Below are 15,355 nucleotides of genomic sequence, written 5' to 3' on the forward strand. Positions count from 1 at the left end.
GTCCAGAAGCCGCCCCTCCCTAAAACTCCGGAGCTGACGCGGAATATCTAGCTGCCAACGGCTAATCCGTAGAAATCAGGTGCTGTATATGCAAACAGTTAAGCTGGCGTGATGGCTAAATAGTTGCGCAGGAATTTTGCCTATGGCTTCATCATCCTCGAGTAGCGTCAGTGGATGGTCATTGCACACCTTGGCGGACAATTATTCCTGCGCGTAGAGAGGAAGGGATGGCTACAGAAAAGACATTCATGGAGGAAGCGGCTGCGCCAGGCACAGGGGCAGGTTTCGACTATCAGTTCTATTACTTCCTCTATCGCCTCTTGAATATGAAAAAAGGTCAGTCTATTGGCCTTGAGATAAAAGACGATGTCCACAGCGATCTGGACAATGACGTACAGTTGCTTTTCCAAGTAAAACACACCGTTCAAAAACAGGCTGATGGGACACCTATCGCTCTCCGAGAATTAGACTCCGACCTCTGGAAGACGCTTCATAACTGGGTTCGCATCATAACTGACCCCAAGGACAAACGGAGTGAGACGGATGACCAGCTCAACTTCGTGAAGCGGACAGAGTTTCATCTCGTCTCAAACAAAAGCATAAGCAAGTCCAACGAATTTTTGAAACGACTGGGTGCGTACACAGAGTATCCCAGCCCGGAAAACCTCGCCTCAATTCTTGATCGGATGAAGGAGCTGGCCGAATCATCAACTGACGAATCCATAAAAGGCTACATAAACCTTGTGCTGAAGCTCGATGAGGGGGTATTCCGAGAGTTCTTCAAAAGAGTTTTTTTTGAACTTGCAGAGTCCGAAATCATTCGGAAGATTAAAGATACCTTGGAGGAAAAATTTGTCGTGCCAGAAGACATTGACAGTGTTTATGGTCGACTATGTACTCTGATTAAAGATGATAACTATATTTCTATCGTGGCCGGAAAGCTTACGACCATTAGTTTCGCAGATTTCAGGACAAGGTACAGACGAGTTATCTCACAATCGACAAAAAAGCGCCTCAGCAGGCTCAATTTTGAGCCGCCGCTCCCAGAGGATATGCCGAGTCAACGGTTCATCAAGCAGCTTGTCGCAATCGAAGACATCTGCGACACCGACGACGAACTCATCACTCAGTTTTCCACCCACAAAGTGCGCTTGGCGCGTAGCCTAGAAGTATGGGTTCAAGGTGGTGAGGTTGTATCTGATGAAGTGAATGACTTGCATAAAGACGTCACGCTCCGCTGGAGCAATAAGCACCGCAAGGCCTTCCGGAGGTGCCCCGAGTCCGGTGTTAACGGCAAAGCACAAGAGATCGTGGATAACATGCGGGAGGAAAAATTCAGGCTTGGCGATGATGAATTGAGCACTGAAAATTCAAATGGAGAGCTCTACCTCCTTTCAGACCAGAACATCATCGGCTGGCACCGTGACTGGAAGACATTATGAGCGTTGAAACCGTAGAGTCTTTAGCACCCGTACCCCTGGCCTGGAGTGGATACAACAATGCTGGGATTGCCGCCGTCGCAATAGGATGTGTGCTCAATCACACCCAGACTCTGACTCTGGCCAAGGCGCTGCTCATTATGCCGATCGTGATGCACAGCGAAACTACCAAATTCCTGGCAAGTGAAAGGATCCGATCGCGAGAGATCGCCTCGCTCGTAGCGATCCGGCCAGACTTTATTCTCAATTTCAATCGCCGTTATCACGCCAGTCTTGCGCACTCGATCAATGCGATTCAATTGCTTCATGAGTTAGGTCATGTGAATTTCGATTCCTGCTTGACTCAATCGGCCAAGTTTGAATGTGTCGCTGAGTTCGGTAAGCGGGCACTGCTCATACAAAAAGCTTCGTCTGAGATCGCCAACCTGCTGGCGTCTTCAGAAGAGGAGCTTTATCTGAATCTTAGGATAGAATTGTGAAATTTGGAATCGACACTATCCGTCTATGGTCTCACGCTGGCGAGACGAGAGACGTCAACTTCGAGCGCGGCCATATCAATGTTCTGAGTGGTCGCAGTAACCGAGGCAAGACTTCCCTTCTCCACATAATTGATTACTGCTTGCTTTCAAGCGCCCACAAGATCCCCCACGACGTCATCAATGATACGGTTGCTTGGTACGGCATAAAGTTTTATATCAACGATAAAGAGTTGGCTATTGCTCGAAAGAGTCCTTCTGCCCAAACGGTCTCCGATCAACTCTACTTCTCTAGCGTCGGAGACTTACCAGTCAAGCCGTTCTCAAATGCTACCAGCGATGATATCAAGGCAATTTTACAAAGCGAATTCAGTCTTGACAGCAGTGTAATACTCTACGGAGGGCGAGGCGTACGATACGGAACACAAGTTTCGTTTCGGTACTTTCTAATGTTCAACACGATCTCGGAAGACATCATCACCAACACTGCCGCCTATTTCGACCATCAGCAGGAAGACCGATATCGAGTAGCGCTCCCCCGAGTTCTGGATCTTGGTCTAGGCATTGACAATCTGAAGAACATATCTCTTCGCGAACAGCGCGATGCCATCAAGCGCGATATTTTAAGCCTTGAGAAGAAGAAAATGGCTATTGGTAACGGTCGCCATCTTTTTGATAGCGAGGCACGAAAACTTGCAGCCGCGGCTGCTGAGTATGGCCTGATCGAAAAGGTACCTAAGGAGGTGACGATCGATTTCCTTCGAGAGATCGTGAAGGATGTGCCGACTCCTGAGGCCTCGGGGGAGGACGCCAAACGTCTTTCAAATGCTCGCTCGAAGCTGTTCGAAATCAACCGACGAATGCGCCGGCTTCGAGAGTTTTCAGACGAGCATAAGCAATATAAGGACGCCCTTAAGGTAACCAGGGATAGCTTGAAACCACTGGAAACCCTCCTGGCGCAGTCCCCCCAGCTTCTTAAAGGCGAGATTTTCGACGATCTCATCGACAGCTTGAACGTTGACCTTCGGGCGCTTAAAGCTGCTACCGCGACCCGGCAACCTGTCGACACGCAGGTGGCCAAAATGATGGAAGAGTTGAAGGAGCAGAAGGCCGAGCAAGAGCGAATCATCGAGTCGCTGCCAAAAGCACAAAAGTCTTTTGAAGACACCATCCAGTTGGTGAAGTTTGTCACTCGGATTGAGACGAAGTTAGAGATCTATAGTGCTGTCTCAACTGACTCGCCGGAAGACTACGATAGCCAAATCTCCAGGCTCAACGGTGAGCTCAGTGAGCTGGAGGTAGAGGACGTTGCCAGCACACGTGACGGTACAATAGGTCAAATTAACGATGTGTCATTAGCTTTGCTCAGCGAAGCAGCTGCGGCAATGGGCAACTATGCAAGTTTCCTAACTTCATTTAACTACGAAGCGCGCAAACTACAGCTCAGGAGGCCGAACTCCTCATTCATCGAGAACGTCGGTAGCAGCTCTAACCACATGTTCCTGCACTTGTTCATGTTCCTAGCGCTACATGAGGTGGCAATTGACAAGGGTGGCAAGTTCGTTCCCGCCTTCTTGTTCATAGATCAGCCGAGTCGTCCCTATTATGGAGAAGAAAAGATTATGGACGAGGTGAGTCTCAAAGACTCGGATCAGGCAAAAGTCAGCCAAGCATTCGAACTCTTGGGCAGCTTTGTCACCCGAATGAAAAAGAACTACAGCGCCGAGTTCCAAATGATCGTGCTGGAGCACGTACCGGTGGACCTCTTCAAAAGCGTGCCCAACGTGAAGGTGCTGCCTGAGTTCAGGGGGAACAATGCTCTGATCCCGCTTCACTGGCGTGCACCCAGCAACGCATGATTCGGCCTGGGTTCAGTGCCACGCAAGCTTGTTCAGCTTTTTCTCAACGAATCGATACCACCGTTCTGTCCCGGTTTTCCTTGATAGCTGCCACTGATAGATTGCCAGTGGCAGCTTCCTGGATATGCTCGCTCCACCAGACCATCATTGGACGCCTACGCTCAATGTAATCTGCCCGGTTGTAGGCGCTGCGAACCTCGTCCTTGTCGACGTGGGCAAGCGCTACCTCAATCAGTTCCGGATCCCAGCCGTGTTCGTTGAGGATGGTGCTGGCCATTGAGCGCATGCCGTGGCTTACCAAACGACCTTCGAAACCCATGCGCTTTAGCGCCATGTTGGCGGTCTGGCTGTTGCAGTGTGTGCGAGGGTTGCGGTCTGCAGGGAACACGAATTCCCGGTGCCCGCTGTAGGGTTTGATTGCCTCCAGCAACGCCAGAGCTTGCTCCGTAAGTGGGATAATGTGCGTGCGACGTTTCTTCATTCGCTCAGCAGGAATCGTCCAGATACGCTTTTCGAAGTCGATGTCTGCCCAGCGAGTGGTAGCTGCTTCCGCTGGTCGGGTCATGGTGTGAAGCTGCCATTCGATCAGGCAGCGGGTCGTTCTTTTTATGCTGGCATTGGCAATTGCCACCATGAGCTCGCTCAGCTCATCAGGGGGCAGTGCAGCCATATTTTTCTTTCTCGGTTTCTTGAAAACGGAGCGGATGCCGCTGAGCGGGTTCGCGTGAATTAGTCCCGAGTTGACCCCGTAGGTCATGATCTCGTTGAGCCGCTGCGTCAGACGTTTAACAGTCTCCAGGCTGCCTTTGGTTTCAAGAGGCCTGAGCAGGTTTATAACCTTCGGTGCGGTGATGGCGGAGATGGGCGTAGTGCCCAGATCCGGAAAAACGTGGAGCGTGAGCGAGCGCCAGATATCTTCGGCATAGGCTGAAGTTACTGAGTCTTTTTTGAGCTCGAACCATGCTGTCGCGACGTTTTTGAATGTGTGCTCCGTAGCTGCTTTCTTAGCTAGGCGCTCGGCATCGCGTATTTCCTTCGGATCCAATCCCTGCGCGACAATCTCCCTAGCTTCAACGGTTCGCTTGCGTGCCTGAGCCAGGCTCACCTCGGGAAAGGTGCCAAGACCCATGTTGATCCGTTTCTTCGTTACGGGATGGATATAGTTGAAGTTCCACAGCTTAGAGCCATTGATTCTCACTCGCATCTGAAGGCCGTTGCCATCAGTCAACGTGTAATCTTTCTCCTTCGGCTTGGCGGCTTTGACTTTGAGGTCTGAAAGGCGCGTGGCTTGGGCACCCATGATGTATTCCAAGGCTGTTTATGTATTCCAAAATTTACCAGCGGAACGTTTGGAATACCACGTGGAATACACGAATCCTAAGATGCTGCTGGACGCTATCGGATCGTAACGGTGCTCAAATCCCCGTATTTGCTGGGTTTCAGGCACAAAAAAGGACGTCCGTGGACGCCCTTAGATGTGTATTTGGTGGAGCCGGGGGGATTTGAACCCCCGTCCGCCAGTTCTCCACTGTCGGTACTACATGCTTAGCCGTGTCTATTGAGTTAACCCTCAGCCGCCCGACGGGCAGGGTGCATTGGGCGAGTTGTGTAAGTTTTAGCCACTTCGTCCACAACGTACTACGCGGCGATCCTGTTCTGCATGACAATCACTTCGGGTTTACAGGCATCCCCTAGTGATCGCTGGAGCCGAAGCTACCAGAAGGACTAGTCGCGCCGCTTACGCAGCGAGAGCGTAGCCCTCGTAGTTTTCGTCATTGGCAACTATAGAAAGTTGCAACAGTGGATTTACGACTTCTGTTACCAAGTCGGCATGCACCTCGAGCTTCGCTACCGGCGTCGAATCCTAATCGGCCCCGAAACTGCAAGGCGTGCAGTGTACGTCAAAAGGGTTCGTGGCGTCGACCCGGACGTACGCTGCACGCTGCAATCAGGCCGGCAGTGCAGCCGGCCCGACAGGGTTGTCAGCGGGTGGCGCCGCTGCCGTCGTCACCCGGTGCGTCGAGCAACTGCAGGGCTTCCTGGGCGTAGGTGCCGCAGGCTTCCAGGTCGCCAGCGGCCTGGGCGTCGGTGGCTTTCTTCTTGGCGTCTGCAACCTGCTGTTTGAGCGGCTCGGGCAGGGTGGCCTTGGTAGCCACGGCGTTGTCGAGTTTCTGCAGGTTGACGGTGCACAGGTCATCGGCTGCGAAGGCTGGAGCAGCCAGAACGGCGGCAATGACGAACATGGATACGCGCTTCATGTGGTAATCCTCTCATCACGAATAGATTCCCGGTGCCGCCCTGATCGAGGGTGAGGGGAGCCGGGAGCGTCCCACCCAAATCATTTGGGCTTAGTGAAGCTGACTGGCCTTTCGCAATGACGGTTCAGTGTTTTTCTGGTGGCGTATCGCCTGCCTCAAAAGGGTGCGGCGTCGACCGGGTCGGCATGCACCAGCACTTCGGCCTGGGCGAATTCGCTGCGGATGGCATCTTCCACCTGCTCGCACAGTGCGTGGGCTTGGGTGAGGCTGAGGCTGCCTGGCAGGTCGACATGCAACTGCACGAACCAGCGGGTGCCGGAGAGGCGCGTGCGCAGGTCGTGGATGCCGACGACCCCGGGCACCGCGCAGGCCAGTTCCCCCATGCGGGTGCTGACGTCGGGGGCCAGTTCCTGGTCCATCAACACGCTGACCGACTGGCGGGCGATGCTTACCGCGCTCCACAGGATGTAGGCGGCGATGCCGATGGCGAACAGCGCGTCGCCCTGTTGCCAGCCCAGGTAGGCGAGCAGCAGGGCAAGGAGGATACCGCCGTTGAGCAGCAGGTCGGAGCGGTAGTGCAGCGAGTCGGCATGGATCGCCGTGGAGCCGGTCCGGCGCACCACGTGATGCTGGAACAGCAGCAGGGCGATGGTAAGCGCCATGGACAGCAGCATCACCGCGATGCCGAGTGCCTGGGCGGTCAGCGGCTCCGGCTGGCGCAGGCGGTCGAAACCTTGCACGGCGACCAGGATGGCGCTGGCGCCGATGAACAGCGCCTGGCCCAGCCCGGCCAGCGCCTCGGCCTTGCCGTGGCCGTAACGGTGATCGTCGTCGGCGGGGCGCAGGGCGATGTTCACGGCGATCAGGTTGAGCAGCGAGGCGGCGCTGTCGAGCAGCGAATCGGTGAGGCCGGCCAAGAGGCTGACCGAACCGCTGGCCCACCAGGCGACGGCCTTGCACAAAACCAGGGTCAGCGCCACGCAGAGTGCGGCGGCGGTGGCCTGGCGCATCAGGCGGGCGTGCTGGCGGTCGAGGGTCATGGGTAATCCATGGGGTGCAGCAGGGGTGGGCCCGCCATCGCTGACGGGCTGCGCGGTTCGATCAGGCCGCAGGACGCAGGCCATAGGCTGCCAGCTGTTCGACGCTGCCGCTGTGCTGGATCAGGCGCGGGTCGTCGAGTGGCAGGTTGTGACCGGTCTGGGTTTCGATCAGTGCCTTGAGCTTGGCGGTGTCGACCTTGCCATCGGCATCCACCACCCCCTGCAGGGACGGGGTATCGACCTGGGCGGTGGTGCCGCCGGGCAGGTAGATGGCGCCGGTGGCGAAATCGACGCCGAAGGCGATCAGGCCGGGGATCACGTAGAAGAGAATACCGATGGCGTTCAGGCCGGCGACCAGGGGGTCGATGCGGCCTTCGATCTGGCCGCGGCGATCAGGAAAGAAGATGGTGCCGCAGGCAGACAGTTGAGTGACCAATGTAACGGCGAGAACGCCGCCGATAACGCGGGATTTCATGCGCATCGAGCACCTCCAGAAAAAGTGGACGCCACTATAGCAAGGCGAGCATGGCAAAGCTGCTGCGGCGCAGCAACAGCAGCTTTCGAGGTTATACGACCGGGCGAAGGCGGGGGCGGTTCGCCGTATAATCGCCGGCCTGAACTGGAGCCCCGATGAACAGCCTGCCGATCGATTCCCTGCTGCCCGACCTGTGCCGCGCCCTGGCCGAACGCGACGAAGTGGTGCTCGAAGCGCCGCCCGGGGCCGGCAAGACCACCCGCGTGCCATTGGCCGTGCTCGACCAGCCGTGGCTGGCCGGGCAGCGCATCATCATGCTCGAACCACGGCGCCTGGCGGCCCGCGCCGCCGCCGAGCGACTGGCCAGCGAGCTGGGTGAGAAGGTGGGTGAAACCGTGGGGTATCGCATCCGCCTGGACAGCAAGGTGGGGCCGAACACGCGTATCGAGGTGGTCACCGAGGGCATTCTCGCCCGGCGCCTGCAGAACGACCCGGCGCTGGAAGGCGTGGGCCTGGTGATCTTCGATGAATTCCACGTTTTCCCACAATCCCTGAATCCACATATTTCTTGTCAAGCTGCGTAACTTCAGCCACCGCCTTCGCTTTGTCTTTGAAGTCAAAGCCCACAAGACTTTGATGTTCCTGCTCCTGCCTGGAAAAGCCTTAGCCGTGCATCTGACGAGGAGTCATGAGGCCGGTCTATCTGACACAGCGCGATTGATGACTTCCCGTTGGACTGATCCAACGTGCTAGCCGCGAAGCCTCCATGTAGTGGCTCAGCTGTTCAAGCAGGGAGCGCCATCTGTGCAAGCCACAAAAGCGCTTCCAATGTATCGATATAGTAGTAGGCGAGGATGAGCAAACCCGCGCCATTGAGATATCTCCAAGCGGCGATGCTACTTTCCATATCGGCTTGACTTTGATGCCGTGCTCGCACTTCAGTCCTTTGATTAATTGTTGCTGGGGTCATTTTAAAATAGAGCAAATCCATTACTCTCCATCGGCTAGATCTATAATTTTGGACTGTGGGATTATCCATTTCCTAGTTATTCTTTCCATGAGATGGTGGGCCTTGTTTTGATCGCAGCAAGTTCCATTATTCACGCCCCAAATCACTCATCCAAATACCCCTTCTCCACGTACCGCCTGTAATACATTTCATGAAGCCTGATATCTGCCTGATAGGCTTTGATCTGATCTTCTCCCTCCTCATGGGGATAGTCTTCAGGCCGCATCTGCCGTAGGCGGATCAGATCATTGCGAAGGTCATCTGCCTCTTTGAGCTTACGAGTCTCAATAGTCTTGGCCAGCTCTTTGAATCCTGCAGAATCCGATCCGTTGTAGCAGTACCACCACTTCATGTCTTTGTAGATCTGCAGGTGGCGGCTATCGAAACCGCCACGGTGCTGATCGATGTCAAACGGGTATTGCCAGGGGTTTAGCTGGTACAGGAGGAACTCTTGCAATAGGTAGGCGGTGCCGTACTTGCCGTTGAGCAGGATTTCGCGGTGAGTGATGTAGGGCGACTCTGTGAGCATCGCTTTTACCTTGAAGTCAAAGAAACGTGCAGCTATCAACGCGGGAGCAATACGGAGAGCCTGGGAACTGATGTCAGGTGCATTGATGCGCTGAGAGCGAGTCGTCAAGTGATGACGGACGAGGATCTACGTTTCCAGACTTTCATCTCGCTGATTAGGCGTCATTCAGGTATCACTGATATAAGGTATGTTGCAAACTAGCTTCAATAAAGATCAGCGCGGTGCATAACCACCACGCGCCATCGCGTCCTGCAGCTTTGAGACTACCGACCGGATTAAATAGGCCTCTTCATCACTCTCTGCGCATCCACGTAGCTCACTCCAAGTAAGACGCTTGAAAAACTGAGCAAGAGCTAAAGTTTTTCCGTGGCTCAATTCTGCATCCGTTTGGCAGTCACCAATATTAAAAGTCACGATGACGTTCTTGTGTTGAATCATGATCGCCCATGAGAAAGCACCATTTTTTAATCAGCTCCAGCTTTTCGATTGATCAATGAAGTTGCTCAGCAGAATAGTTAATGCCTTCTAGAGCACATGGACTAAAAGCACTCATGGGAAAGTATCTATTTAATCCCGCACTTTCAAGTCTTGTTGTTTTTGAGTGTTTTTCATATAGTTAGAGTATTTTCAAAAAACATGAAATACGATTTAGGCATATATTGAATATGCATCACACACGTAGTGCTCTGGGCAATCATAAAGCGTTCGGTGCTTTGATCGTGGAGCGCGGGTGGGTAGTGCATCGTTCCAAAAAACAATCAGCTGGAGCGCTGGCAGCATATCTCGTCACTTGTGACGAGTTGGAAAAGGCAATCAGGCTTACCAAGATGCTCGTGGACAACACTGATCAGTGTCTGGAGCAAAGGCTATGGGGTGATGTGTAGAGGCAATAAGCTGCCAATCCCTTTGTCTGACCTCAAAAGTTCCAGATAAGAAAAAGGCCGCTCTCACGGCCTTTGATCAATCACTCACTGCACCCAGCTCTCAACCGTCTCAGCGCCGTGCTCTTCCTTCCAGCTCTTCAGCACTTTGTGGTTCCCACCCTTGGTTTCGATGATCTCACCAGTCTTCGGGTTCTTGTAACGCTTGAGCGTGCGCTCACGACGAGCCGGCTTAGCTGCAGCAGCTTTGCGCCCGGTGCCCGCTGAAGGATCCAGCAGGTCAATTACGTTGCGCAGCGAGTAGTTGTACTCAGCCAACAGCTTGCGCAGTTTGCTTTCAAACTCGATTTCTTTCTTCAGACCCTGGTCGTTTTGCAGGGCAGCAAGTCGCTGCTTGTGTTCTTCGATCTGGGCTTCCAGGGCTCTGAGTTCTGAGATTTTGGACATGTTTTCCCCAATTGGTTTGTGAATGAAGCTTGCTACAGCAAGGTCGTTATCTGAGTCTAATATAATAATATTAACTTTGCATTTTTTGCTGTTGATTAGCTTGGCAATCTGCCAGTGCAGAGCTGACGATTAGCTACTTTCATCTGCGTTCTGATCTACTGGCGTCGGGAGCACTTTCGATTGAGATTGTGCTCGACGCAATTGACTGCGCTGTCGCTTTGCTTGCCTTTTGGCATGTAGTGCCTGAGAGGTAGTCACCGTGCCAACTGGCTGGCCATTCAGGTCTAAACGTGGTGCATTTTCAACCATGGCCGCCCAGTATCGGGTTCCCTTGCACCAGGCAGCAAGGCCGAGTTTTAGTTGTTCCTTGGCTAGGCCCAGAAGCTCCAAGTGCTGCTCCGCGTCGACTAGGATGCCCTCCTTAAGAGGAACCTTTGGGGCAGGGGTAGCCGGGAAGGCTAGTGGAAAGTGCTTCTGCAATCTCCAGATCGCCTCTACGCCAGGATCTTGCTCGCGAGGCTTAGCTTTTGGCTTCGGCTGCCGCTTGTGCTGCTTCGTGTTCTCGGTTTTTATCTGCGCTTTTTCTGCTCGCAGGCGGTCACGTAGATCAGCTAATTGCTCAAAACCCATCGTTCAATTCACAGCTTTGTGGTTGATAATGGGTGCAAGCTTACCCTACTCAGTTTTTTTGGAGCAGCCCGAGGATAGCCCGCCTGCGATGATGCTTAGACGAATGGGGCCAACGCCAATCTACCAAGGCCATGACTCAAGATGTAGATAAGGTCTGGTATTTGCACTATGTCCTAGCGCTTCAAGGTGTAGAGGAGGTGATGCAAATCCCGTCAACGCTATGGCAACGTTTGGTGAACCTGAAAGTGGCGAAATTAACTTGGGGTATGCACAGGAAGTTCAACTAAGTGTTGTTATAGCGGCTAACGGGTAGCAAGCTCGAGCGATGAGAACCACAGCCTACGGCCGGTTCCTGCCTGAGCGGGTTAGCGAGTCAGAGGTTGTCGTCGTGTATGTAACCCTCTTTTTTTGCTCTGTAACCCTTCCAGGGTTACAGAGCAAAAAAAGAGGGTTACAGCGAACTATTGGCGGTTGGCCAACTTCATAGTCGCGTCGATACCAAGGACTATGGGCTTGGGCTGAATAGTCGGCAGCTCTGCGCCGAGCTCCAACCGTCTGAGCTCCTAGGCCGCCACAAGTGGAGTCGCCCGTATATAGCGGAACAAGGCCGGTGTGCAGGCGAGGTCAGGATTGTTGCGTGTGAACTGAGTGCTCCGGTGGCGATGCCGAGCATTAGGGCGCTCAGCTATTCCAGAAGCTGGCTACTGTTGATTTCGGCATCGCCAATTCTTCAGCTGCCTCGCGACGACTCAATCCTCTTGCCTTGCAAGCTCGTACCGCCTCGATTTTGGCCTGTCGGTTCAGAGCGCGCACTTGGCTCGGGCCTAGATCAACCTGCTCAGCTAGCCGTTCCATGCCACCTGCATCCTGGAAAGCCTTTAGGTCTTCTAAAGCTAGCTGGATCACTGACTCGGGTGTCGTGCTTCGAGATACCGCGCTCGCTATCACCAGAAAAGCAATGGGGTCGACACCGACAGCCGCTGCGACTTCATCGAGCTTCTCAAGCGAGATTGCGGATTTGCCGTGTTCGATGTTGTGCACATAGCGCCGAGCCGTAGCAGACACAAGGTCGATCTGCCGAAGGCCCTTTGACGCCCTCAGTGCGCGCAAGGCAGCGGCTAGACCATCACGACTTGGCATAGGGATCCTCAAAAACAAGGATAAGGCCACGTTGCGTCGTCTAAATCGACGCTATATAGTTCTCCTTTATGGTCTTCTGTCTTGCGGATTTCTCCGTTGAGGAGGGGCTGCGCTTTCGACCTGGCCACGCTTTAAGTCCGCGATTTATGTGGGCGTACAGGGAGATCAGCGCGGCCCGCAAAGGCTTTATCAATATATGGCTAAGTCGAGGTTAGTTGAGATTGAAGCTGTACGTACTGTCTGACTTGCACAACGAGTTTTCTAGGTTCGATGCTGCGCATCCGGAGCATGACCTGGTGATTCTGGCTGGCGATATTGATATCAAGTGCCGAGGGGTGAAATGGGCAAGTGAGGTATTCACCAAGCCTGTGGCCTACATCTGTGGTAATCACGAGTTTTACGGCGGCCACTTTGATCGTACCTTGGCCAAAATGCGTGAGTGCGCGGCACCCAACGTTTGGATCTTGGAAAACGATGCGCTGGTCTTTGACGGGCTCCGAATACTAGGCGCGACCGGTTGGACAGATTTCACCATCAGCGGAGATGTCTCAGCTGCTAGCAGGCAGGCGCGCCATGAGATGAATGACTACCGGTGTATTCGTGCTGACAGCACTTTTCGACGCCTGCGCCCAGATGATACGGCGAAGCGCAACAGGGTTACTGAGGCTTGGCTTGACGCAGAGCTCTCAAAACCATTTCCAGGCAGTACGTTGGTTGTGACTCACCACTGCCCCTTGGTAGCCGCTATTGCCGGCATGGAGGAGGGACATGCAGCGGCAAGCTACAGCAATAATTGGCCTGAGCTCGTGTCTCGGGCTGACGGTTGGATTTATGGGCATACACATCAGGCAATTGACCAGAAATTCCACGGCTGCCGGGTCATTTCCAATCCCCGTGGCTATCCCTCTGAACCGACGGGTTTTGACCCGGCTTTTGTGATTGAAATTTGATGAGTGCTAAGACAGTCGTACCGTCTATTTACGCGGTGAGATTCGCATCTGTTCCTCAAGAGGTTGGACAGGCGCAGGGTATGGTGTGGGGTGTTCCGATCGATGCCTACTTGGCGGATGCCGCCAGAGTGGGGGATCGGTTTGTAGCCAAAGCTTACGCTGACCTATCGCATCGGATCGCAGATGGTTCAACGATCACTACCCCACCAGTGCGACTGGTTCGTGCACAAGGCTCGTTCAGGCTTATCCAGAGCGTGAGCGGACATGACCACTACGTTATTGTTAGCGACTACGCTGCCTAGGTTCTTATCATGGCGGACACTTTGAATTGGCCACCAGAGGTCATCCAGGCTGCGACAGTCACATTCTCATTTCCGGTGACAGGTTTTCTCATGAGCCCGATACCTTGGGACGATAGACTGGTAGGTCAGGTCTTCATGGATGCTTGTGGAAGATTTGGTGATGGGCGACTCATCCATACATCGCCAGTTAGCGGTTTAACTGAGGAGTTAGGCTACGGGATTGCCCATACAGAGTCCGGAAGCACGTATGTGCTGGTCGTGAATTACTCCATGACGCTTGAGGATTTACGTGTGTGTCTTCAGCCGATAACCGAGAGGCTCCAGAACTAGTGATGTACCTAGAGGAGCAGGGCTCTCCAAGGAGCCTGAATGAGCTCCTCTAAGTCTCGTGCTTTAAACCGCATCCCAGTGTTCGTGTGATGCGTAGAGGCTCACCGGCTGGGATACCCGCGTCAGAATTGATGGAGGGCTCAGAGAGTGGTTGCTGCTGTCGTTTTTGATGCTTTCGGCACGTTGTTGTGGAGGCATTCAAAATTGAACCCCTATCGAGAGCTGCTCCGAGAGGGCGCCCTGCAGGGGCGAAAGCCACGGGCTGATGACGTCCGGCGGATCATGGCGCTTGACTGTGACTTGGCCGAAATTGCATCTCTTTTGGGTATTGAGCTCTCTGCTGATCGCCAGTACGAACTCCAGTCATTGATCGAGGCCGACCTTTCAGGGATTAGAGTCTATCCGGATGCTCAAGCGGCAATTGATTTACTGCAGCGTCACGGCATCGTTGCGGGCGTCTGCTCTAACTTGGCCCAGCCGTACGGCTCAGCGATCAGGTCTTTGTTTCCCAACCTTGATGCCTACGCGCACAGCTACGAGCTTGGTTTTTTGAAGCCTGACCCTGAGATTTATGCCTGGTTGCGTAACGCCCTTGCTAGTAAGCTGAGCGGGGGGCGAGTAGAGCAGATCTGGATGATCGGCGACTCGCTTCGCTGTGATAGAAATGGCGCTCGTGCAGCAGGCTTCATGGGGTATCAGCTGCACAGGGGTGGGTTCGGCGAATTCACCGACTTGCATATGTTTGCAGAGTTTGTAATTGCGTCGAGGGCCGCGTAACGATCAGTAGTGACTGGTTAATACCCTGCAGGATGAGCGTGCCAATGATCAGGCTGCTCAATGACATCCGACATTCAGGTCAGCCTCGTTCACCGTGGTCGTATGGAGTTGCTCAAGCTACTGAGGCTCACATGGGCGCCTTCAGCGAACCTCGACACCAGAGACTCAACGATCTCAAGTGTCCCTGCGGGGGCTAGGGGCCCTACTAGGACTCGAGCAGACCTCAGTGCATCTGGATCAAGTCTGATGTCGACATGAGTCGGCCCTGGGAGATCTTTCGCCAGGTCAATGCCGGTATGACCCCATTCTGTTCTGGACTGAATATAGGCCGCCGGGTCACCGTGGTACGGAGGTTCCGGGCCCGGCCCCGCTGCAAGTACAAACCGATACTCTTCCTGAAATTCCCAGTTTTTTGGTTTGAAGTAAGCGATTTCCGTTCCTTCACCGAAAAAGGTGATTTCCCCGGGAGAGGGGGTGGAGTACAGATGCTGTATTGCTGTCTCTACGTCAGGAACATAGCGTACTCGTTGACCAAAGGTCGTTCTCATTTTGGGAGTAGGTAAGAGTGTGATGTTTGGCGATAGCATTTCCTCAAGACTGAATGGAGCTTGCAGATCGACACAGCGAAAATTCTCATGCCACTCGATGTCGATTGGGTGCCAAATGAATGGGTCGGGCCGGAGGGAGATTCGAATACCCTTCATGCCGTCGCCATACATGGCCCATTGAGGAATGCTTTCCTCCTGTGACGCTGACCAGCAGCTCGCAAAAGTTCGTGCACCCACAGGAAAGTGGCCAATAGAGCGACCCTCT

15 protein-coding genes, 1 other RNA gene and 1 pseudogene are annotated in these 15,355 nt (G+C 53.9%); 6 read left to right on the forward strand and 11 right to left on the reverse strand.

From position 1 onward, the window contains the following. Window positions 1-227: 227 nt before the first annotated feature. The 3 genes from K8U54_RS14690 to K8U54_RS14700 are packed head-to-tail and all read left to right on the forward strand — an operon-like array spanning window position 228 to window position 3,774. On the forward strand, window positions 228-1,442 hold the full coding sequence (locus K8U54_RS14690; RefSeq protein WP_249906508.1) for a DUF4297 domain-containing protein: 1,215 nt from the start codon (window positions 228-230) through the stop codon (window positions 1,440-1,442). Further along, a complete protein-coding gene (locus tag K8U54_RS14695; RefSeq protein WP_249906509.1) occupies window positions 1,439-1,918 on the forward strand; it encodes a three component ABC system middle component in 480 nt (159 codons plus the stop codon). Before K8U54_RS14690 ends, K8U54_RS14695 begins: the two co-directional genes overlap by 4 nt. Further along, complete coding sequence (locus K8U54_RS14700) at window positions 1,915-3,774, forward strand: DUF3732 domain-containing protein (RefSeq protein ID WP_249906510.1); 1,860 nt, start codon at window positions 1,915-1,917, stop codon at window positions 3,772-3,774. Before K8U54_RS14695 ends, K8U54_RS14700 begins: the two co-directional genes overlap by 4 nt. Before the next feature lie 43 nt (window positions 3,775-3,817). Here K8U54_RS14700 and K8U54_RS14705 read toward each other — a convergent pair whose 3' ends face one another. From K8U54_RS14705 to K8U54_RS14725, 5 genes are all read right to left on the reverse strand, one after another. Continuing rightward, window positions 3,818-5,074: an integrase domain-containing protein gene (locus tag K8U54_RS14705; RefSeq protein ID WP_249906511.1), complete on the reverse strand. Its 1,257-nt coding sequence runs from the start codon at window positions 5,072-5,074 to the stop codon at window positions 3,818-3,820. 184 nt (window positions 5,075-5,258) lie between these two features. Next, window positions 5,259-5,650: a transfer-messenger RNA gene (gene ssrA, locus K8U54_RS14710) on the reverse strand. 106 nt (window positions 5,651-5,756) lie between these two features. Further along, a complete protein-coding gene (locus K8U54_RS14715; protein WP_249906512.1) occupies window positions 5,757-6,032 on the reverse strand; it encodes a hypothetical protein in 276 nt (91 codons plus the stop codon). Window positions 6,033-6,187: 155 nt separating this feature from the next. Then, window positions 6,188-7,072, reverse strand: coding sequence for a cation diffusion facilitator family transporter (locus K8U54_RS14720; RefSeq protein WP_249906513.1), 885 nt, complete (start codon window positions 7,070-7,072; stop codon window positions 6,188-6,190). 61 nt (window positions 7,073-7,133) lie between these two features. Next, the gene (locus tag K8U54_RS14725; RefSeq protein ID WP_249906514.1) at window positions 7,134-7,553 is read right to left on the reverse strand and encodes a polyribonucleotide nucleotidyltransferase; all 420 of its coding nucleotides are present in this window, start codon (window positions 7,551-7,553) and stop codon (window positions 7,134-7,136) included. Between the two features lie 149 nt (window positions 7,554-7,702). Here K8U54_RS14725 and K8U54_RS14730 point away from each other — a divergent pair. Continuing rightward, window positions 7,703-8,083: pseudogene (locus K8U54_RS14730) on the forward strand (DEAD/DEAH box helicase); the annotation flags it as partial. A gap of 248 nt (window positions 8,084-8,331) precedes the next feature. On the opposite strand, the gene K8U54_RS14735 reads toward K8U54_RS14730, so the two are convergent. The 6 genes from K8U54_RS14735 to K8U54_RS14760 form a co-directional block, all read right to left on the reverse strand. Then, a complete protein-coding gene (locus K8U54_RS14735) occupies window positions 8,332-8,538 on the reverse strand; it encodes a hypothetical protein (RefSeq protein ID WP_249906515.1) in 207 nt (68 codons plus the stop codon). Between the two features lie 121 nt (window positions 8,539-8,659). Beyond that, window positions 8,660-9,193, reverse strand: coding sequence for a hypothetical protein (locus tag K8U54_RS14740; RefSeq protein WP_249906516.1), 534 nt, complete (start codon window positions 9,191-9,193; stop codon window positions 8,660-8,662). Window positions 9,194-9,298: 105 nt separating this feature from the next. Beyond that, complete coding sequence (locus K8U54_RS14745; protein ID WP_249906517.1) at window positions 9,299-9,523, reverse strand: DUF7706 family protein; 225 nt, start codon at window positions 9,521-9,523, stop codon at window positions 9,299-9,301. Between the two features lie 530 nt (window positions 9,524-10,053). Next, on the reverse strand, window positions 10,054-10,413 hold the full coding sequence (locus K8U54_RS14750) for a histone-like nucleoid-structuring protein, MvaT/MvaU family (RefSeq protein WP_249906518.1): 360 nt from the start codon (window positions 10,411-10,413) through the stop codon (window positions 10,054-10,056). A gap of 129 nt (window positions 10,414-10,542) precedes the next feature. After that, entirely contained in the window at window positions 10,543-11,043 is a 501-nt protein-coding gene (locus K8U54_RS14755; protein WP_249906519.1) for a ProQ/FinO family protein, read from the reverse strand. A gap of 681 nt (window positions 11,044-11,724) precedes the next feature. Beyond that, a complete protein-coding gene (locus K8U54_RS14760; RefSeq protein WP_349654555.1) occupies window positions 11,725-12,183 on the reverse strand; it encodes a helix-turn-helix domain-containing protein in 459 nt (152 codons plus the stop codon). Window positions 12,184-12,404: 221 nt separating this feature from the next. Here K8U54_RS14760 and K8U54_RS14765 point away from each other — a divergent pair, with 221 nt between their 5' ends. Beyond that, entirely contained in the window at window positions 12,405-13,133 is a 729-nt protein-coding gene (locus tag K8U54_RS14765; protein ID WP_249906521.1) for a metallophosphoesterase, read from the forward strand. A gap of 779 nt (window positions 13,134-13,912) precedes the next feature. Beyond that, entirely contained in the window at window positions 13,913-14,542 is a 630-nt protein-coding gene (locus tag K8U54_RS14770) for an HAD family hydrolase (RefSeq protein ID WP_249906522.1), read from the forward strand. Window positions 14,543-15,355: the final 813 nt, after the last annotated feature.

It is taken from the genome of Pseudomonas fulva (assembly GCF_023517795.1).
Taxonomy (GTDB): Bacteria; Pseudomonadota; Gammaproteobacteria; order Pseudomonadales; family Pseudomonadaceae; genus Aquipseudomonas; species Aquipseudomonas fulva_D.

Coding starts and splice junctions, on each gene's coding strand:
- K8U54_RS14745 (WP_249906517.1), bottom strand. CDS start 9,523: ATGATTCAACACAAGAACGTCATCGTGACTTTTAATATTGGTGACTGC.
- K8U54_RS14750 (WP_249906518.1), bottom strand. CDS start 10,413: ATGTCCAAAATCTCAGAACTCAGAGCCCTGGAAGCCCAGATCGAAGAA.
- K8U54_RS14760 (WP_349654555.1), bottom strand. CDS start 12,183: ATGCCAAGTCGTGATGGTCTAGCCGCTGCCTTGCGCGCACTGAGGGCG.
- K8U54_RS14715 (WP_249906512.1), bottom strand. CDS start 6,032: ATGAAGCGCGTATCCATGTTCGTCATTGCCGCCGTTCTGGCTGCTCCA.
- K8U54_RS14705 (WP_249906511.1), bottom strand. CDS start 5,074: ATGGGTGCCCAAGCCACGCGCCTTTCAGACCTCAAAGTCAAAGCCGCC.
- K8U54_RS14695 (WP_249906509.1), top strand. CDS start 1,439: ATGAGCGTTGAAACCGTAGAGTCTTTAGCACCCGTACCCCTGGCCTGG.
- K8U54_RS14720 (WP_249906513.1), bottom strand. CDS start 7,072: ATGACCCTCGACCGCCAGCACGCCCGCCTGATGCGCCAGGCCACCGCC.
- K8U54_RS14735 (WP_249906515.1), bottom strand. CDS start 8,538: ATGGATTTGCTCTATTTTAAAATGACCCCAGCAACAATTAATCAAAGG.
- K8U54_RS14690 (WP_249906508.1), top strand. CDS start 228: ATGGCTACAGAAAAGACATTCATGGAGGAAGCGGCTGCGCCAGGCACA.
- K8U54_RS14725 (WP_249906514.1), bottom strand. CDS start 7,553: ATGCGCATGAAATCCCGCGTTATCGGCGGCGTTCTCGCCGTTACATTG.
- K8U54_RS14755 (WP_249906519.1), bottom strand. CDS start 11,043: ATGGGTTTTGAGCAATTAGCTGATCTACGTGACCGCCTGCGAGCAGAA.